General features: G+C 71.8%; 18 protein-coding genes and 3 pseudogenes. 10 read left to right on the plus strand and 11 right to left on the minus strand.

Features of this window, described 5'->3' with window-relative positions:
* Positions 1-84 precede the first annotated feature (84 nt).
* Positions 85-285, minus strand: a pseudogene (locus H8R17_RS46445) (hypothetical protein); the annotation flags it as partial.
* On the opposite strand from H8R17_RS46445, the pseudogene H8R17_RS48580 reads away from it, so the two are divergent.
* From H8R17_RS48580 to H8R17_RS07260, 4 genes and pseudogenes are all read left to right on the plus strand, one after another.
* Positions 195-509: pseudogene (locus H8R17_RS48580) on the plus strand (hypothetical protein); the annotation flags it as partial. The pseudogenes H8R17_RS46445 and H8R17_RS48580 overlap by 91 nt on opposite strands.
* 61 nt (positions 510-570) lie before the next feature.
* The gene (locus tag H8R17_RS46455) at positions 571-732 is read left to right on the plus strand and encodes a hypothetical protein (RefSeq protein ID WP_262505106.1); all 162 of its coding nucleotides are present in this window, start codon (positions 571-573) and stop codon (positions 730-732) included.
* A 35-nt stretch (positions 733-767) separates the two neighbouring features.
* A complete protein-coding gene (locus H8R17_RS07255) occupies positions 768-1,658 on the plus strand; it encodes a hypothetical protein (protein WP_187822308.1) in 891 nt (296 codons plus the stop codon).
* Positions 1,648-1,956: pseudogene (locus tag H8R17_RS07260) on the plus strand (DeoR family transcriptional regulator); the annotation flags it as partial. The gene H8R17_RS07255 and the pseudogene H8R17_RS07260, both read left to right, overlap by 11 nt.
* A 136-nt stretch (positions 1,957-2,092) precedes the next feature.
* Here H8R17_RS07260 and H8R17_RS07265 read toward each other — a convergent pair.
* The 3 genes from H8R17_RS07265 to H8R17_RS07275 all read right to left on the minus strand — a co-directional run bounded on the left by H8R17_RS07265 (position 2,093) and on the right by H8R17_RS07275 (position 4,523).
* On the minus strand, positions 2,093-2,842 hold the full coding sequence (locus H8R17_RS07265) for a trans-aconitate 2-methyltransferase (RefSeq protein WP_187822309.1): 750 nt from the start codon (positions 2,840-2,842) through the stop codon (positions 2,093-2,095).
* Positions 2,843-2,900: 58 nt separating this feature from the next.
* Positions 2,901-3,104: a hypothetical protein gene (locus tag H8R17_RS07270; RefSeq protein WP_187822310.1), complete on the minus strand. Its 204-nt coding sequence runs from the start codon at positions 3,102-3,104 to the stop codon at positions 2,901-2,903.
* A 534-nt stretch (positions 3,105-3,638) separates the two neighbouring features.
* A complete protein-coding gene (locus tag H8R17_RS07275; RefSeq protein ID WP_187822311.1) occupies positions 3,639-4,523 on the minus strand; it encodes a helix-turn-helix domain-containing protein in 885 nt (294 codons plus the stop codon).
* A 134-nt stretch (positions 4,524-4,657) separates the two neighbouring features.
* Between H8R17_RS07275 and H8R17_RS07280 the strand changes: the two genes are divergently transcribed.
* Entirely contained in the window at positions 4,658-5,590 is a 933-nt protein-coding gene (locus H8R17_RS07280; protein WP_187822312.1) for an SDR family NAD(P)-dependent oxidoreductase, read from the plus strand.
* Between the two features lie 3 nt (positions 5,591-5,593).
* Here H8R17_RS07280 and H8R17_RS07285 read toward each other — a convergent pair whose 3' ends face one another.
* Positions 5,594-6,715: an amidinotransferase gene (locus tag H8R17_RS07285; protein WP_187822441.1), complete on the minus strand. Its 1,122-nt coding sequence runs from the start codon at positions 6,713-6,715 to the stop codon at positions 5,594-5,596.
* 289 nt (positions 6,716-7,004) lie between these two features.
* Between H8R17_RS07285 and H8R17_RS07290 the strand changes: the two genes are divergently transcribed.
* Positions 7,005-7,340, plus strand: coding sequence for an STAS domain-containing protein (locus H8R17_RS07290; protein WP_316959335.1), 336 nt, complete (start codon positions 7,005-7,007; stop codon positions 7,338-7,340).
* A 166-nt stretch (positions 7,341-7,506) separates the two neighbouring features.
* Here H8R17_RS07290 and H8R17_RS49105 read toward each other — a convergent pair whose 3' ends face one another.
* Positions 7,507-7,800: an FAD-dependent monooxygenase gene (locus H8R17_RS49105; RefSeq protein ID WP_399476429.1), complete on the minus strand. Its 294-nt coding sequence runs from the start codon at positions 7,798-7,800 to the stop codon at positions 7,507-7,509.
* Positions 7,801-8,028: 228 nt separating this feature from the next.
* Positions 8,029-8,361, minus strand: a complete 333-nt coding sequence (locus tag H8R17_RS49110) for an FAD-dependent monooxygenase (RefSeq protein WP_187822443.1) — start codon at positions 8,359-8,361, stop codon at positions 8,029-8,031.
* Positions 8,362-8,520: 159 nt separating this feature from the next.
* Between H8R17_RS49110 and H8R17_RS07305 the strand changes: the two genes are divergently transcribed.
* The 4 genes from H8R17_RS07305 (at position 8,521) to H8R17_RS07320 (ending at position 13,089) form a co-directional block, all read left to right on the plus strand.
* Positions 8,521-10,269, plus strand: coding sequence for a VanW family protein (locus H8R17_RS07305; RefSeq protein WP_187822313.1), 1,749 nt, complete (start codon positions 8,521-8,523; stop codon positions 10,267-10,269).
* A gap of 213 nt (positions 10,270-10,482) precedes the next feature.
* Complete coding sequence (locus H8R17_RS07310; RefSeq protein ID WP_187822314.1) at positions 10,483-11,265, plus strand: SDR family oxidoreductase; 783 nt, start codon at positions 10,483-10,485, stop codon at positions 11,263-11,265.
* Positions 11,266-11,316: 51 nt separating this feature from the next.
* Positions 11,317-11,904, plus strand: coding sequence for a TetR/AcrR family transcriptional regulator (locus H8R17_RS07315; protein WP_399476391.1), 588 nt, complete (start codon positions 11,317-11,319; stop codon positions 11,902-11,904).
* A 27-nt stretch (positions 11,905-11,931) separates the two neighbouring features.
* Positions 11,932-13,089 carry an acetyl-CoA C-acetyltransferase gene (locus H8R17_RS07320; protein ID WP_187822316.1) on the plus strand — a complete coding sequence of 386 codons (1,158 nt, stop codon included), beginning with the start codon at positions 11,932-11,934 and terminating at the stop codon, positions 13,087-13,089.
* An 11-nt stretch (positions 13,090-13,100) separates the two neighbouring features.
* Here H8R17_RS07320 and H8R17_RS48590 read toward each other — a convergent pair whose 3' ends face one another.
* From H8R17_RS48590 to H8R17_RS07345, 4 genes are all read right to left on the minus strand, one after another.
* Positions 13,101-14,741: a methyltransferase gene (locus H8R17_RS48590; RefSeq protein WP_316959336.1), complete on the minus strand. Its 1,641-nt coding sequence runs from the start codon at positions 14,739-14,741 to the stop codon at positions 13,101-13,103.
* Positions 14,742-14,806: 65 nt separating this feature from the next.
* Positions 14,807-15,862, minus strand: a complete 1,056-nt coding sequence (locus tag H8R17_RS07335) for a nitronate monooxygenase family protein (protein ID WP_187822317.1) — start codon at positions 15,860-15,862, stop codon at positions 14,807-14,809.
* Positions 15,859-16,614 carry a CoA-transferase subunit beta gene (locus H8R17_RS07340; protein ID WP_187822318.1) on the minus strand — a complete coding sequence of 252 codons (756 nt, stop codon included), beginning with the start codon at positions 16,612-16,614 and terminating at the stop codon, positions 15,859-15,861. Before H8R17_RS07340 ends, H8R17_RS07335 begins: the two co-directional genes overlap by 4 nt.
* Entirely contained in the window at positions 16,611-17,477 is an 867-nt protein-coding gene (locus H8R17_RS07345; RefSeq protein WP_399476431.1) for a CoA transferase subunit A, read from the minus strand. Before H8R17_RS07345 ends, H8R17_RS07340 begins: the two co-directional genes overlap by 4 nt.
* Positions 17,478-17,484: the final 7 nt, after the last annotated feature.

Raw genomic sequence — 17,484 nt, forward strand, 5'->3', positions numbered from 1 at the left:
ACCAGCAGGCGGGGCGCGTTGCGGGCGGTCCGGCTCCAGGATGCGGCGCAGTGCGGCGACGAAGGTCTGCACGGCGCCGACCGCGCGCGGTCCGGGCTCGTCCCACAGGTCCTCCACCAGCCGGGCGACCGGGACCACGCGGCGCCGAGCGACGATCAGCCGGGCGAGCACGGCCCGGTGCCGGGGGCCCTTCAGTGCGAGGGCGTCGCCGGCGCCGTCCCACGCGGAGGCGCCCGAACAGGTCGCCGCCGAGCTCCGCAAGCTCCTGGCGCGGCGAGCCCACATCCGACGGCCGTCAGGAAGAGAGTTACGCCGTCACTCCCCTGGGTGATCTGGCAGGCCCGCGAGCTCTGACGCCCACCGTCGCATCCCTGGGTTCTCCGCGATCTCCGCATAGGCTCGAACTGTTCACGGCATTGCCGCCGAAGGATGCCGCCGGCGGTGGCGGGGACCCGCTCGACACGATCCTGCGCAACCTCGGCCGGGACACGGTCATCGTCACCGGAACGCTCACCAACTACTGCTGCGGCACCACGGCCCGGCAGGCGTACGAACGCGGATACCCGGGTGATGTTCGGCTCGGACGTCACGGCCACCGACGACGAGTCCCGCCAGGAACCGGAACTCGCGGTCCTGCGCAAGGGCTTCGCCCTGGTGCTCACGGCCGAGGAGATCACGGACCGGCTGAGCGAGCGGACAAATGGTGAGACAATCGACATCCGCTCTCTCTGAACACCGTTCTCTCTGAGACGGAGGGGAAAACGCCCGTGGACCTGGACGCCGTCGCCGACGAGCTCTACGGGCTGCGGCCGGAGGACTTCACCGCCGCCCGCGACGCACGCGCGGCAGCAGCACGCAAGGAGGGCGACCGAGCCCTCGCCGAGAAGATCGGCAAGTTGCGCCGGCCGAGCCTGTCGGCGTGGGCCGGCAACCTGCTCGTCCGCGAGCAGCCCGAGCAGGTCGAGCCGCTGCTCCGGCTGGGCGAAGGGCTGCGCCAGGCGCATCGCGAGCTGAACGGTGACCAGCTGCGCGAACTCGGCCGCCGGCAGCGGACCCTGATCAACGCGCTGACCCGTCAGACCCGCCACCTGGCGGCGGAGGCCGGTCACCCGATCGGTGAGAGCACCCTGCACGAGGTCGAAGACACCCTGCACGCCGTGCTCGCCGACCCGGAGGCCGCGCAGGAATGGGCGGTCGGCCGCCTGGTCAAACCCCTCTCCCCCACCGCCGGTTTCCCCACCGCCGAGGCCGAAGCCCTGGCCCGGGTACCCGCCTCGCCTGCAAAACCACCGGCCGACCGCCAGAAGAGCCAGAAGAGCCAGCCGGACGCAGAGCGGCACCGGCGGCTTACTCGGGCGCGACAGGAAGCCGAGGAGGCGGAGCAGGAACTGCACACCCTGGAGGAGGAGGCCACGGCGGCCGGACGCGCCGCGCAGGACGCGGCAGAGTTGGTGGGCAGGCTCCAGCAGCGCATCGACGAGCTGACCGAGGCGCTGAAGGGCGCCGAGGACGAGCAGCAGGAGGCCCGTGCCGCCGAGAAGGAGGCGCGCGAGCAGGTGCGGAACACCGACCGCCGGGTCCGGGAGGCCCGGCGCCGGGCCAGAACCGCCGTCGCGCGTGCCGAGCGGCTGTCCGCGAAGGAAGAGCGTGCCTCTTAGTCCCCCACCCGGATCCCAGGCCCGGCGCGACCGGATCCTGCACCTGGCCACCACGACCGGCCTCACCAGCGTCGAGGAGTTGTCGCAGCGCTTCGGCGTCACCGCCTCCACCATCCGCCGCGACCTCGCCAAGCTGACCGCCGACGGCCGCCTCGCCCGCGCCTACGGCGGAGCCATGGCGCTGACCGCCCATCCGGAGGCGTCGCTGCGGCAGCGCACCGGCGAGGCGTTCGAGGAGAAGCGGGCCATCGCGCGCCGGGCCGCCGCCGAGGTGCGTGCCGGTGAGACGGTGCTGCTGGACGCCGGATCGACCGTGGGCGCCCTCGCGCACGAACTGCGCTCGGCGAAGGAACTCACCCGACCGACACCCCGATGCTGTCCGACCCCGGCCGCTCCCGCACTCCCCGGCACTCCCGCCGCTCGGCCGGCTCGTCTCACCCGACGAGGTCGCCGGACTCACCGCCTTCCTCCTCGGCCCGGAGGGCGGCACGATCACCGGCCAGCAACTCGTCCAGTGCGCCGGGGCCTCGCTCTGACGGATCCGGTGCGGCAACGCCGACGATGTTCTCGCCCACGGTCCGGACACGGGCCGCCCATCCCAGCGCCGTGAGTTCGCCCGTCAGGGTCCGGGCGTCGTGGAACACCTTCACGATGCGGTACCGGCCGCCGTCGCCGAGTCGGCGCAGCACTGTGGGAACGGGCCCCGGCTCGACGCCTTCCTCGCTCACGGCGGCGGCCGGCCCGTCGTCGACGAAGACGGCTCTGCCGCCCGGCGCGAGAAAGCCGGCGACGGTGTGCCAGAAGGCCGGCAGCCGCGCCGGCGGGACGTGGGAGAGCCAGAAGGCGAAGAACACCGTGTCGTAGCGCCGGGGCGGCTGCCAGTCGAAGACGTCGGCCCGGACGAACCGCACGTTGAGGGCAGGAGTACGCCCGCGAGCGATGGCCAGCACCTCCGCGGCCGCGTCGACAGCGGTCACCGAGTGCGCTCGGGCGGCGAGCGCGGGAGTCCACGGGCCCGTTCCGCAGGCCAGCTCCAGCACATCTCCGGCCACCGGAAGGCAGTCCACGACGGTCAGCAACCGCCGTAGCTCCTCGCGCTCCGCGTAGGGCCGGTCGTATTCGGCCGCACCTGCACGGTAGTAGGCGAGCTGTTCCGCCAGGAGGGCGTCGCCATCGTCGGTCATGACCCGTATGGTCGGGTCTGTCCCTGGGACAAGGTCAACCCCGGCAGCGCTACCGCTCTCAACCGGAGGGGCGCTCGGGAGGCCCGGACGAGTATCTCGGATCCCGGTTGACGGAGGGCGAAGGTGGCCCCTGCAGCAGTTCCGCTGCCTGGTTCTCCGTGTGCGCGGCCGCCATCTGGGCCTCCGCCACCACGTCACCGCGTTCGCGCACCAGGTCCTCGTAGATCGGCAGATGGTCGGCCTCGGCGGATGCCTGTGTCACCGTGCTGCTCCTTCCGTTGCTCGCCAAAGTCAGTGGCTCACCACATACAAAAGAGCCGGAAGGCTGTTATCAAGGAAACTAAGTAGGAGTTGCGCGTCCATCGTGAAAAGGTCCTGTGACCAGCGCTGTAGCAGGGGCGGGCACCGAGTGGCGCGGTCGGGGTGCACCAGAGGTGCGACGGCGTACGGGAAAGGGGCGGCACAGGTCCTCCGTGCGGCCGTCCCTCCTCCGGTCGTGGCGGAGGGAGGCGACGGGCATGGGTGGGGGCGGCATCTACGAGCCGGACCGAGCCGCGCGTCGGCGCGGACGCGCTCCGGTCGCGGACGACAGTCGTGGGAGGACTGCGGCTGCTACACCTGCTGGACCACGGAGCTTCTTATGGTCACCGCTGACGCCGTAGGGAGTTCGGCGCCCGTGCCGCCCGGCTGCGCAGCGGACCGGACCGACGCGGCCGGTTCGCGAACCGATACGGCAAAGCAGCCGGACAGCAGCGCCGTCCGCCAACTCCCCCGAACCTCGGGTCGACAAGCCACGCTATGGCCTGTTCGCTTCGGCGACGGCCCCGTTGGGGGTACGGGCACCTGTGACGCGAAGACGGTCCAGTTTCCCGGCGTCGTCGCTTCCGGCCGCCGCCGTGTAGGTGACCATGCGCAGGTCCGCGCCGGGGACGAGGAGGACGTCGCAGTCGAGGTGGAGATCGCCGATCTGCGGATGGCGGATCGTCTTGCGGTCGGTCGTGTGCTCGGCGGCAGCCGTCGCCGCCGCCCAGTGCCGGGCGAAAGTGCCGGAGGTTTCGCGCAGTTCCCGCACGAGACGACCGAGTTGGGCGTCCCCTGGATAGCGGGACACCGTGTCCTTGAGGTCGGCGACGATCGACGCGGCGAAGGCGTCGTGTCCCCGCTCGGACCGGACCGGACGCATCGCGGCACGGGCGGCGCCGTTGCCGAAGAGGGCGCGGGCGAGGTTGCGTTCGGCGGCGGGTACGTCGGAGGGGTCGCCGTGCAGGGCGCTCCACGTGGTGTTCCACCACACCAGGCTCCAGTCGGCGGCGAACACCCCGATCGGGACGTCGCCCAGGCGGGCGGTGAGCCGTTGGATCCCCGGGGGCACATGGGTGCTGACCGTCCCGTCCTGGGGCGGCAGGAGTCCGGCGCTCCGGAACAGCTGGTCGCGCTCGGTACGGGAGAGCTGGAGGGCCCGGGCGAGGGCGCCGACGACCTGGGCCGAGGGGTTCTTCGCGCGTCCCTGCTCCAGGCGCAGGACGTAGTCGAAGGAGAGCCCGGCGAGCTGTGCCAGCTCCTCGCGGCGTAGCCCCTTGGCACGGCGGCCGTCCGTCACGGTGAAGCCGGCGTCGGCCGGGGACAGTCGGTCGCGCCAGGCGCGCAGGAGTGCGGCGAAGCCGGAGCGGGAGGAAGCCATGGTGTCATTCTCGCTGTGCGGCGCCGGATGAGCCTGGGTACTGCCGGTCCTAGTGACGCGCACGGCCCTGGTCGGCGTCGGCGCCAGCAGCGAGCGTGGGGACGTCCCGGCGGCCGACCAGGTGAGGAGTCCCCATGCAGCACACCCTCGTGATGACGGGCGTGAGCAGTGGCATCGGCCGCGTGGCCGCGGAGCAGATCCTGCGCCGGTCGCCGCACGTGCACCTCCTCGTCGTCACCCGCGGCTCCTCCGGCACACGGCCGGCCGCGAACCTCGGCGCGGGCGGGCACGCGGTCTCGCACGTCCCGGCGGACCTCGGTTCACTGGAGAGCGTCCGCGCGGCCGCCGCCGGCATCCGCGACCGGCTCGACCGCGGTGAACTCCCGCCCCTGCGCGGGTTCGTGGGCAACGCGGGCACGCAGTACGCGAACGCACTCACCGAGGGACCCGACGGGTTCGAGTCCACCTTCACCGTCAACGTGCTCGCCAACCACCTGTTCGTGCGCCTGCTCCAGGACCGCCTCGCCCCTCCCGCCCGGATCGTGCTCACCGCCAGCGACACCCACTTCGGCGACTTCCGGCACAACTTGGGCATGGTGCCGGGCCCCGTCTGGAAGTCCCCGGACGTCCTCGCCCGCACGGGCGCCTTCCCCGAGCCGGAGACCACGACGGCCGGCCGCACCGCGTACTCGACGAGCAAGCTGGCGGTGATCCACCTGGTGCACGAGTACGCGCGCCGGCTGCCGGCCGGGATCGACGCCGTCGCCCACAACCCGGGCTTCGTCCCTGGCACCGGCCTCGCCCGCAATGCAGGCCCCGTCGCCCGGTTCGCGGTACGGCGCATCCTGCCGGTACTGGCCCTCACTCCGTTCGCCACCGGCCGCACCACCGCGGGCCGCCACCTCGCCGACGTGGTCCTCGGCACGACCCGGGCGCCGAACGGCTCCTACGTCGACCGCAGGCGTGCGGCCCGCTCCGCGGCGGAGTCCTACGACCCAGGGCGCGAAGCGGAACTCTGGGAGGCCGTCGAGCGGTTCACCGCAGATCGAGGTCGCGGACGCCCTTGACCGTCAGAAGTACGATGCGAGCGTGCCGCGGCGGCGGATGTCGAGCGTCGCGCAGTGGAACGAGCCGCCGAACGGGGCGTAGTGCAGCAGGTCGCACGGGATCGGCTCGAACCCCCACTGCTCGAGTGCGCGCAGCATGCCGGTGTGGTGCCGCTCGGCGATGACCCGCTTCTCGTCGATCATCAGGACGTTCATGCTGAGCCACTTGCCGCACATCGAGGTGATCCTCAGCAGGCGGTCGTCGATCGGGTCGGGTTCCGGGGCGACGAGGACGTCCCAGGAGTTCAGCACGTCGGGCAGGCGGTCCACGTCGACGTAGTCCGGGTTGACCAGCACCTTGCCGGGCTTGAGCAGGATGAACGTCGTGTCGATGTGCATGGGGGTACGGCACCGGCTCTCGATCTCGTGGATGCGGTAGCCAGGCCCCAGGTGGCGGCGCAGCCACTCGATGCCCAAGTGGTTGGTGACGTTGCTCCGGGTGACGAACAGGTCGCGTCCCGCGCGTACGAAGTCCGCCGCGTCGAACACCGGCTCGAACTCGGTGAGGATGTAGCGCATGGGCTCGCCGGACTCCGGGACCCGGAACCCCGGGTCGTACAGCTCGTCGGTGAGCTGCGGTTTGGGGGCCGCCGTCCAGCGCGCACCGCGGCGGAAGTAGTCCTTGAGGAGCTCGCGGTACGAGTGGGTCTCGAAATACCGGCAGGGCCAGGCCATCGGCGTCTCGATGATCTCGTCGCCGATGACGAGCATGCTGTCCCGCGGGCAGGTGTTGCAGAAGCCTCGCGAGGACCAGTCGGGGGTGCGGAAGCGCTGCCGGTGGTCGACCGCGTCCGGGCGCCGGACCGTGACGCCGAGGGACTGCAGCAGAGCGACGAACTGGTCGAGTTCGTGCTGTGCCCGCTCGATCAGCACCCGCGGGTACCTGTAGCCGGCGGCGAGACCCTGCAAGCGCGCCGCCCAAGGAGGGACGTTGCAGGTCACGACCGGATGCCTGGAGGGCATGGTCGCGCCGTCGAGACGCCCGACGATGATCTCTTCCAGCGGGTCCCATTCGTTGTGCGAACGGACCGGCGAGACGAGGGTTTCCGCGGCGTCGCCGGCCGAGGCCGACGGCGCCTGCGTCACATGGTCCAGTTCGACAGCTACGTTCTTGGACCCGGCCAACTCCATCACCTACCCGTCGATCCGGTTTCCCCGGGGTGCAGGCGTCCTGGCGGACGGAAGTCGCCCAGCGGGCGAGCAGGAAGCCGTGCAGCCCTGCGGAACCGGAGCCCTGTCACCGGGCACCGTCTCTGTGCCGCGCTCTGCCTCATACGTACCCGCGGTCGCCGACGTACCAACGCGTATGCACCGTGCTCGCTCTCGGGGGATGATGGAAACAGTCCATGCCCGGACGGTCGCGGAGGTGGTCGCAGTGGCATCCGAACCCGGCCGAGCCCCGTCGCCGACGGTCGACATCGCGGCGACCGGCCCCCAGCGCATCCGGCTCACCCTGGCCGGGGACCTGGGCACCGGAGCCCTGCGCGAGCTGGAGGAACGGTTCGCCGACCGGCGGCTCGCCGAGGCCGTCGAGTGGGACGTCGACATGAGCGGTGTCGGCCACCTCGACCTCGCCTGCGCCTACGCCCTCCTGCGGGCGGCCACCGAGCGCCCGGCGAACGCGGCGCTCACCGTCCACGGCGCCCGGCACGATGTGCGGCGCACCCTGCGGCACACCGGATTCGAGGCGGTGGCGGAGATCGGCGGCTAGGGCTGTTGCCCTTGAAACATCCCTGTCCGCCGCTCTGTGTGAACGGGTTTCGGCGCCTCGCGTGACCAGGCCGCCGGGTGCGGACAACTGCGGGCAGGTACACGGGCGTTGGTGCGCGAAGCTGTGATCCGCCGTGCGCGACCCCTAGGTGTGCTGAGATCGGCTTCTACGGGGGCGTGGCCCACAAGAGCGGCTGACGCCGGGGGCGGCGGTCGTCGTACGGTTCGGGCGCCTGTTCCGCCAAGGGCGGACCGGGCCACGGGGCCGCGCCGGTAGTGGATGCCCAGCTCCGAGACCGGCCGGGTGGGAGCTGGTGGCTAGGGTGAACGCGCGGTCGGTGAGGCGGCGGACGCTGCGGGCCGACCGGGGCCCCGGCCTCGTACGTGTCCAGCAGCTCCTGGGGCGCCGCGCCCCGGCAGACGAGGGCGATCTTCCAGCCGAGGTTCAGGGCGTCCTGGATGCCGGTGTTCCTGCCCTGGCGCCGGCCGCGGGCTGTCGATGTGGGCCGCGTTCCCGGCCAGGAAGCAGGGGCCGGAGCGGATGGGGGTGCCCCCGGTCGGGCGAAGCCGAGACTGGGTGAGGGCGGCGCCGCGGTTGTGGAGCCGGAAGCCGGTCATCCAGACCGGGTCACGCAGCGGCAGCCGGTGCGGGGTGTACCGGTCGGCGATGTCCTGCGGGAGCGGCACCGTCACCTCGGTGTCCGGTGCTCCGGCCCTCGGAAGCCGGTGCCCGCCTGGGCGCGGACGGTGCTGTGCGCTCCGTCGCAGCCGACGACATGGCGGGCCGCACGGTCTCCTGGGTGCCGTCCCGGTGCCGCCGATGCTCGGCGAGCACCCTCTCGGTCTCCGCCTGTGAGAGGAACCGCAGGAAGGAGTACGGGGTGTCCTTGCCGCCGATGTCGAACAGCGGCAGCGCTACGACGCGCCGTGGCAGGTGCCGCCGCAGCCGCGGCGCCGGGTTGCCGCGCTCGACCAGTTCGTAAGTCACCCCGAATCCAGCCAGGGCCTCCAGCGCCCGCGATTCCCGACCCACGGTATGCGGCGAGGCGCCCGCGTGATCTGAAACATACTGGCCTCGGACATACACGTTGGCCGCCCGATTGTGGATAGCTTGTTGTGCTTGTCCCGCACCCGGCGCCGTGTCATCGGGAGAGCCGTCCCACCGACCGTCCAGGAGACCCATGCGCCCCCGGATACCCTCCGTCCCGCGAATGACCTCCGTTGCGCGAAGAGGCTCCGTGCCGCGGACAGGCTCGATGCCGCCCCTCGCCCTGGCCGTCGGCGCGCTGGCCGTCGGCGTCGGCGGCCTGTATCTGGCCGGGCTGCTGCTCACGGGCGGCGAGATCGACTCGGGTACGACGGTGGGGGGCGTGGACATCGGCGGCCTGAGCCGTGCGGAGGCGGTCCGGAAGCTGGAGAAGCAGCTGGACCGGCCCCGCGAACTGGCCGTCCGGGTCGGCGACCGCAAGGGCACGGTCGATCCGCGGCGGGCCGGATTCACCTACGACATCGAGCGGAGCGTCGACCAGGCGACGCGCAGCGGCGCGGACCCGGTCAGTGTGATCGGCGGGCTCTTCCGCTCGGGCGGTGCCATCGAGCCGGTCGTACGGGTCGACGAGGACAGGACCCGCGCCGCCCTGGGAACGCTGGCCAGGACGCTCGACCAGAAGGTCCGCGACGGCGCTGTCGGCTTCAAGGACGGCAAGGTCAGGCAGACCGCCCCGCGCACCGGGTACGCGCTGGACGTGGACACCGCGGTCGGCGTCCTGCGCACCTCCTTCCTGCGCGGCACGGACGACGCTGTCACGGCCCTGCCCGCCCGCGAGGCCGAGCCGGAGGTCACGGCGGCGGAGGTGCGGCGGGCGGTGCGCGAGTTCGCGCGGCCGGCCATGTCGGCGCCCGTCAGGCTCACCGCGGGTGACCAGCGGTTCACGGTCAGCCCGGCCGTCCTGGGCGAGCATCTGAGCATGCGGCCGGACGACACCGGCAGGCTGACACCGAATCTCGACGGCAAGGGCCTGTACGCCGCCCCGACGGTGACCCGCTCCCTGGCCGACGTCACCGGCAGGCCCGAGAACGCCCGGCTGCGGCTCGACGGCGACAAGGTCGTGGTGGCCGAGGACGCCAGACCCGGCCGCCAGGTCACCGCCAAGGCGCTGGGCGAGGCCGTGATGCCGCTGCTCACCAAGTCGGGCGCCGCCCGCACCGGAGAGCTGGCCACGCGGACGGTGCGGCCGGAGGTGACCCGCGACAACGCCGCGCGGCTGGGCCTGACGAAGAAGATGTCCTCCTTCACCGTCAACTTCGAACCGACGCCCTACCGCACGAAGAACATCGGCCGGGCCGCGGAACTGATCAACGGCTCCGTCGTCATGCCCGGCGAGACCTGGAGCTTCAACCGGACCGTCGGTGAGCGCACCGAGGCCAACGGCTTCGTCGAGGGCATCATGATCCTCGACGACCGGTTCACCAAGGCGTCCGGCGGCGGTGTCTCCGCCGTGGCCACGACCGTGTTCAACGCGATGTTCTTCGCCGGGGTCAAGCCCGTGGAGTACGGCGCGCACTCCTTCTACATCGAGCGCTACCCGGAGGGCCGTGAGGCGACGGTCGCCTGGGGCAGCCTGGATCTGCGGTTCACCAACGACTCCGGCAAGGCGATCTACATCCAGGCCGGGTCGACCGACACCTCGGTGACCGTCTCCTTCCTCGGCACCCGGAAGTACGACGAGGTCAAGTCGGTCAAAGGGCCGCGTACCGAGGTGAAGCAGCCGGAGCGGAGGGTGAGCAAGGACAAGGAGTGCGTGCCGCAGACGCCGCTGGAGGGCTTCGACGTCACCGTGGAGCGGGTCCTCGTCGACGACGGCCGGGAAGTGAGGCGGGAGCCCTTCCGCACCCACTACGCCCCGCGCAACGAGATCGTCTGCGAGTGACGTCAGGCGCGCGACGCGGCCGCCTGGCGGTAGGGCTCCGGCTTCATGCTGCGACTGTCGGTATCCGAGCCGTATTCAGTCCGTGTCGACGGACGCGACCTGGCAGCACCCTCCTTCCCTAACAACTGTTTGGTAGATTAACGTTGGCGGGGCGTCAGCCGTCGAGCGCCGTCCGGAGTGCGTCTGCGGCGGCCTGCCGAAGGAGGTCCGCCGGTGACCACGCCGTCGTATGTGCCGGGCCACGAGCTGCTGCGTGGTCGCAGCGCCGTCATCACCGCCGCCGCGGGTGCCGGCATCGGCGGTGCGACCGCGCGGCGGCTGCTGGAGGAAGGGGCGCGGGTCGTGCTCTGCGATGCCCACGCCCGCAGGCTGAAGGAGTCCGAGGCGGAGCTGGCCGATGCCTTCGGAGCGGACCGGGTCGCGGCCGCAGTCTGCGATGTCACCGACGAGGCGCAGGTCGCCGCGCTGTTCGAGCTGGCCGAGGAGCGGCACGGGCGGCTGGACATCGTCGTCAACAACGCCGGTCTGGGGGGTACGGCCGACCTCGTCGACATGACCGACGAGCAGTGGGGCACGGTCCTCGACGTCACGCTGAACGGCACCTTCCGCTGTACTCGTGCCGCGCTGCGGCGGTTGAAGGCCGCGGGCGGTGGCGGGGTCGTGGTCAACAACGCCTCGGTGATCGGCTGGCGGGCGCAGAAGGGCCAGGCGCACTACGCCGCCGCGAAGGCCGGGGTCATGGCGCTCACCCGGTGCGCGGCGCTGGAGGCCGCCGAGTTCGGGGTCCGGGTCAACGCCGTCGCGCCGAGCCTCGCCATGCATCCGCACCTGGTGAAGGTCACCACGCCCGGTCTGCTGGAGGAGCTGACGGTCCGCGAGGCCTTCGGGCGGTACGCCGAACCGTGGGAGGTGGCCAACGTGATCGTCTTCCTGGCGTCCGGCTACTCGTCGTACATGACCGGTGAGGTCGTATCGGTCAGCAGTCAGCATCCGTGAGGCGAGAATGACCTGGTGCCGAACAGCAATAGTGACCGTAAGAAGACGGCTGTGAGCGCCGCTCCCGAGCGGCGGGAGGAGATCCTCGCCACCGCCGCCGAGGTGTTCGCCGCGCAGGGCTACCGCGCCACCACCGTGCGCCGGATCGCGGACGAGGCGGGGATGCTCGCGGGCAGCCTCTACTACCACTTCGACTCCAAGGAGTCGATGCTCGACGAGATCCTCTCCGGCTTCCTGAACGACCTGTGGGCCAGGTACGACTCCGTGCTCGCGGCCGGCCTCGGGCCCAGGGAGACGATCGAGGCCCTTGTCACCGAGTCCTTCCGGGAGATCGACCGGCATCTCGCCGCCGTCGCCATCTACCAGAAGGAGGCGAGGCAGCTGCAGGCCCAGCCGCGGTTCGCCTATCTCGCCGAGTCGCAGGTGAAGTTCGAGAAGGCGTGGCTGGGCACGCTGGAGCGCGGGGTGGCCGACCGGGTCTTCCGCGCCGACCTCGACGCCCGGCTCACGTACCGCTTCCTGCGCGACACCGTCTGGGTCGCCGCGTCCTGGTACCGGCCGGGCGGACTGCACAGCCCGGAGGAGATCGCCCGCCAGTACCTGTCGATGGTGCTGGAGGGCATCACGCTCCGGGGATGACCCCGAGAGGCTTCAGAAGGAGTGGCCATGGCCGAGGCATACATCGTCGAAGCGGTCCGCACCCCGGTCGGCAGGCGAGGCGGCGGACTGTCCGCCGTGCACCCCGCCGACCTCGGTGCGCATGTGCTGGGGGCGCTGATGGAGCGCTCGGGTGCCGACCCGGCGGCCGTCGAGGACGTCGTGTTCGGCTGCCTGGACGCGGTCGGGCCGCAGGCCGGCGACATCGCCCGCACCTGCTGGCTGGCCGCCGGTCTGCCCGAGGAGGTGCCCGGCGTGACGGTGGACCGGCAGTGCGGCTCCTCGCAGCAGGCCGTGCACTTCGCCGCCCAGGCGGTGCTGTCGGGCACCCAGGACCTGGTGGTCGCGGGCGGCGTGCAGAACATGTCGATGATCCCGATCGCCTTCGCCACCCGCCAGGCTGCCGAGCCGCTCGGCATGACGCAGGGCCCCTTCGCGGGCTCCGAGGGCTGGCGGGCCCGGTACGGTGACCGGCCGGTCAACCAGTTCGTCGGCGCCGAGATGATCGCCGGGAAGTGGGGCATCTCCCGCCTGGACATGGAGGAGTTCGCGCTGCGCTCCCACCAGCGGGCGGTCCGCGCCATCGACGAGGGCCGCTTCGACCGCGAACTCGTCCCGTACGGCGACGTGACGACCGACGAGGGGCCGCGCCGCGACACCAGCCTGGAGAAGATGGCCGGCCTGAAACCGGTGATCGACGGCGGCAATATCACCGCCGCCTGCTCCTCCCAGGTCTCCGACGGCGCCTCCGCCATGCTGCTGGCGAGCGAACGGGCCGTACGGGAACACGGGTTGACCCCGCGTGCCCGCTTTCACCACCTCTCGGTGCGCGGCGAGGACCCCATCCGCATGCTGACCGCGCCGATCCCCGCCACGGCGCATGCCCTGAAGAAGACGGGGCTGGCACTCGACGCCATCGACCTGGTCGAGATCAACGAGGCGTTCGCACCCGTCGTACTGGCCTGGCTCAAGGAGACCGGCGCCGACCCCGACAAGGTCAATGTCAACGGCGGCGCCATCGCCCTCGGCCACCCCCTGGGCGCCACCGGCACCAAACTCATGACCACACTCCTGCACGAACTGGAACGCACCGGCGGCCGCTACGGCCTCCAGACGATGTGCGAGGGCGGCGGCCAGGCCAACGTCACCATCATCGAGCGGCTCTGAGACCCTGCTGCTCAGGCAGGGCGTGCACGGGCCAGTTCGAGGACGGCCAGGCGGGCCGCTTGGTGTACCGCGACGGTGCGCAGGCCGGTGCGGGCCGCGAGGGCGGTGAGGTCGGCGACGGTGCGTTCGCGGCCGCCGAAGTAGACCAGCATGCGCAGGTCCATCTCCGTGGGCGGTGTGCCGTCGGCGCCGGTCTTCTCGATGACGAAGACGCGGCCGTGCCATCCCGCCGCCTGCGCGCAGCGCCGCAGGATGGCGAGGGCCGTGTCGTCGTCCCAGTCGTGCAGGACGGCGCACAGGAGGTAGCCTCCGGCGCCCGGCGGCAGGGCCTGGAAGAAGTCGCCGGGTACGGCGTCGCCGCGGTCGGTCAGGCCCGCTGCCGCCAGGGTCTCGCGGGCCGCCGCCGCGGTGTCCGGCTGGTCGAGGACCGTGCCCCGCAGCGCGGGGTAGGCGCTCAGCAGGGCGGTGAGCAGGGTGCCGTTGCCGCCGCCGACGTCGATCACCTCGCCCAGTGAACCCCAGTCGAAGGCGGGCACGATGTCCTCGGCCCAGGCTGCCGCGTCGGTGCCCATCTGGGCGTCGTAGGAGGCGGTGCGCACGGGGTCCGCCGCCAGGTCGTCCCAGAAGGGCCTGCCGAACTGGGCCGGGAAGGCGGCCTCGCCGGTGCGCACGCTGTGCAGCAGCCGGGTGAAGGCCAGATCGGCGCGGCCTACGGCACCGTCGAGGTCCAGTACGGTGCGGAGGCCGGACGGGTGGCCGCCGCGCAGTTCCTGGCCTCGCGGTGTCAGCGCGTAGCCGGCGAAGGGGTCGTGGGTGAGCACGCCCACCGAGGCCAGGTGCCCCATCAGCCGGTCGAGGGCGTCCGCGTCGGTGCCCGTGGCCGCGGCCAGTTCGGGTGCCGTGCGCAGTCCCGCCGTGATGTGGTCGGCGAGCCGCAGGGTGGCCGCCACGCGCAAGGCCATCGGCGTCACCAGGTCCGCCATCGCCCACAGCCCCGTCCCGGCCGAACCGTCCTCCGCCATCAGGCCCTCCCCCATCCCGGCACATGACGACACCAGCCTGTTGGGCCCGGACAGCGGGCGGCAACCGGTTATCCGCCGGATTCGCACCGTACGGCTGTGCGGGCCGAGCGCAGGTCCGCCCGGCAACTTCTCTCCCCACGCCGCGTCCTGCGCCAGCTTCTCGGCGATCCGGTCGTGGAAGCTCTTGTGCTCAAGGGCCTCCTCGATGTCGGTGACGACCCGGCAGAGCGGGTACGGGATCTCCGCCTCAAGGTCGGCCAGGGCCGCCTCGGTGGCCCGCCACTCGGCCGCCAGACGGCCGACGACCCGGCGGGCCTTGTCGGTGAGCATCACCTGTTTCGTGCGCGCGTCGTCCCCCTCGACGGTCTGCACCCAGCCCGCCTTGCGCATCGCGGCGACCTTCTGGCTCAGCGCCGAATGCGTGCGCTGCACCGACTCGGCCAGGTCCGTGATGGTCATGGGCCCGTGCGCATGGAGCCGCAGCAACTCCATGACATAGCTCGGCTTGAGCCCGTCGATCCGCTGCTCCGAGTAGACCCGGGCGATGTCGGCGTCCATGGCGGCCTGGAGCAGGCGCAGCGGCCGCCAAAGGCTCTGCTCGGTCGGGTCGGGCGCATGAGGATCAGTCATGACGGTGAATATAACAGTACTTATATAAGTGCTGTTACTACTTTGCGGTGATGCTGATGTGGGAGTCAGTCCGGGTGGGGCAGACCATGCAGCGCGGCCTGCGCCTCGGCCATGATCCGGTCGACGAGTCCGGCGCAGGACGGCAGGTCGTCGATCACGCCGGCGACCTGCCCGGAGGCCATCACGCCGAGGTCGGTGCGGCCGTCGACCATCGCGGCCCTGAGCAGCATGGGGGTGTTGGCGGCGAGCAGGACCTGGCTCCAGGTCAGGTCCTTGCCGTGCTTCATCGCCAGGCCGTCACGGACCATCGCCGCCCAGCTCATGCCGGTCTCGCGCCGGAAGGCGGCGGCGTGGCGGACCGCGCGCCACAGGGACGCGGCCCGGCCGGAGCGCTCCAGCGTGTCGACGAGTTCGCTGCGCAGCATCCGGTGGGGCAGGCCGTCGACCTTGGTGGTCACGGTGACGTCCTGCACGGCGGCGGCCAGGTAGCGGGCCTTGACCGGGTGGGGGACGGTGCTGTCGGAGGTGAGCAGGAAGCGGGTGCCCATGGCGACGCCGGCGGCGCCGTAGGCGAGTGCCGCGACCAGACCGCGCCCGTCATGGAAGCCGCCCGCCGCGACCACCGGGATGTCGACGGCGTCCACGACCTGCGGCAGCAGCACGGTGGTGGCGACGCTCCCGGTGTGCCCGCCGCCCTCACCGCCCTGCACCACGACCGCGTCCACGCCCCACGCGGCGACCTTCTCCGCGTGTCGCCGCGCGCCCACGGAGGGGATGACGACCACACCGGCGTCCTTGAGCCGCGCGATCAGCTCACGCGAGGGCGCGAGCGCGAAGGAGGCGACCTTGACCCCCTCGTCGATGACGATCCCGACCCGCTCGGCCGCATCGCCCGCGTCCGCCCGGACGTTGACTCCGAAGGGCGCGTCGGTACGGGACTTGACCTCGCGGACCGCCGAGCGGAGCTGATCCACCGTCATGGTGGCGGAGGCCAGGATGCCCAGCGCCCCGGCATTCGCGGTGGCCGACACCAGGCGGGGGCCGGCCACCCAGCCCATGCCCGTCTGCACGAGGGGATGCCGCACACCGACCAGCTTCGTCAGCGCAGTGTCGATCGTCATGCCGCCGGCACCTCGCGCTCGCGCAGCCCCGTCGGGTCGACCACCTCACGGATCAACCGCAGTTCCTCGGCGGTGGGTTCGCGGGTGTGCGGCACGTCGTCGGGGATCGTCAGCGCGAAGCCCGTGGCGGCGGCGACCTGTCCGGCCGTCACGCCGGGATGCAGGGAGCGCACGCGCATCGTGCGGTCCGGTGTGGCGAAGTCGAACACGGCGAGGTCGCTGACGACTTGGGCGAGGTGGTGGTAGCGGGTGGCGGACGGGCCGGCCGCGACGGCACGGTCGTAGCCGACACCGCAGACCATGTCGACCCGCTCGACGAAGACCCGCTCGGAGTGGCGCGGAATCCAGTAACTGGTCGGATTGTTCAGGGTGTTGACCGGGGCTCCGCGCACGCCCAGCAGCTGCCGCTTCGGCCGGGACCAGTAGCCGATGCAGGAGATGTTCTGGTTGCCGTACCGGTCGATCTGGCTGGCGCCCATCATCACGTGCCGCCGACCGGTGGCCACCAGGGCCAGGTGCTGGCGGTACGGCAGCCAGCCCTCGACCACCTCCGCCCTGGCACCCACCGCCGGGACGTCCGCCGTCAGCAGCGCCTCGCCGTCGGTCAGGAGCAGGTCGGGGGCGAAGGTCAGCCTCGCCAACCGGGCCCCGATCGCCGGGACGGTGCCGATGGGGGCGGCCAGGATCTCGCCGGCGCCCCGCCAGGCCTCGGCGCAGGCCACCACGCAGTACTCGGCCCGGGTCACCGTCATCGGGCATCCTCCTCTTCGAAGGCCTTGTGAAAGGCGGCGACCGCGGCCCGGTAGGCGTCCTCGTCTCCCGACAGGAAGCGTTCGGTGAAGGCACGCCAGGTCGCCGGGTCGCGGGCGGCCTGCGCGTAGGCGCGCTGGAAGGGCTCGTCGCGGTCGTGGTCGGGGACGCAGGAGGTGAAGTGGGCGCCGTTCGGGGTCTCGGCCACGCCGGTCACGAACGCCCGCTTGACCAGCAGAGTTTGTGGTCCGGCGGCCTTGAGCAGGTCCGCGGTGTCCACGATCCGCTCGCAGGAGACGTAGGCCGTGTCGGCGGCCTGGCAGAACAGGTCGTCGAAGTACGGGTCGGGACCCAGGTACTGGGCGTTGCCGTGCACGTCCGCCCGGTTGAGGTGGACGAGCGCCGCATCCAGCCGGAGGGCCGGGACCGCGAGGAGTTCCTCGCCGTCGTCGTACGGTGACGTGACCGTGCGCAGATGCGGGTTGACCCGCATCACGTCCGAGCCGAGTCCGGCGCGGATCGGCAGGAAGGGCAGCCGGTGCGCGGCGGCGGTCAGGCCCCACATGAACATGGCCTCGTCCAGCTCCACCAGCTCCAGGGCTCCCTGCTGCCGGGCCGCCGAGAAGTGAGGTTCCAGCGGGATCGAGTCGAGCGTGACGAACGCCGCGACCAGCTTGCGGATCTTGCCGGCGGCGGCGAGGAGGCCGACGTCCGGGCCGCCGTAGGAGACGACGGTGAGATCGGTGACATCGGAGCGCAGCAGTGCGCGCACCAGTGCCATCGGCTTGCGCCGCGAGCCCCAGCCGCCGATACCGATCGTCATGCCGCTGCCGAGCCTCCCGACGACCTCGTCGGCGGTCATCATCTTGTCC

Source organism: Streptomyces sp. TRM68367, from assembly GCF_014495685.1.
Lineage (GTDB): Bacteria > Actinomycetota > Actinomycetes > Streptomycetales > Streptomycetaceae > Streptomyces.

What these genes read in the sequence shown, in the direction of transcription:
- H8R17_RS46455 (WP_262505106.1), top strand. Translation starts at nt 571, where the DNA reads ATGTTCGGCTCGGACGTCACGGCCACCGACGACGAGTCCCGCCAGGAA.
- H8R17_RS07265 (WP_187822309.1), bottom strand. Translation starts at nt 2,842, where the DNA reads ATGACCGACGATGGCGACGCCCTCCTGGCGGAACAGCTCGCCTACTAC.
- H8R17_RS07275 (WP_187822311.1), bottom strand. Translation starts at nt 4,523, where the DNA reads ATGGCTTCCTCCCGCTCCGGCTTCGCCGCACTCCTGCGCGCCTGGCGC.
- H8R17_RS07280 (WP_187822312.1), top strand. Translation starts at nt 4,658, where the DNA reads ATGCAGCACACCCTCGTGATGACGGGCGTGAGCAGTGGCATCGGCCGC.
- H8R17_RS07305 (WP_187822313.1), top strand. Translation starts at nt 8,521, where the DNA reads ATGCGCCCCCGGATACCCTCCGTCCCGCGAATGACCTCCGTTGCGCGA.
- H8R17_RS07320 (WP_187822316.1), top strand. Translation starts at nt 11,932, where the DNA reads ATGGCCGAGGCATACATCGTCGAAGCGGTCCGCACCCCGGTCGGCAGG.
- H8R17_RS48590 (WP_316959336.1), bottom strand. Translation starts at nt 14,741, where the DNA reads ATGACTGATCCTCATGCGCCCGACCCGACCGAGCAGAGCCTTTGGCGG.
- H8R17_RS07335 (WP_187822317.1), bottom strand. Translation starts at nt 15,862, where the DNA reads ATGACGATCGACACTGCGCTGACGAAGCTGGTCGGTGTGCGGCATCCC.
- H8R17_RS07340 (WP_187822318.1), bottom strand. Translation starts at nt 16,614, where the DNA reads ATGACGGTGACCCGGGCCGAGTACTGCGTGGTGGCCTGCGCCGAGGCC.
- H8R17_RS07345 (WP_399476431.1), bottom strand. Translation starts at nt 17,477, where the DNA reads ATGATGACCGCCGACGAGGTCGTCGGGAGGCTCGGCAGCGGCATGACG.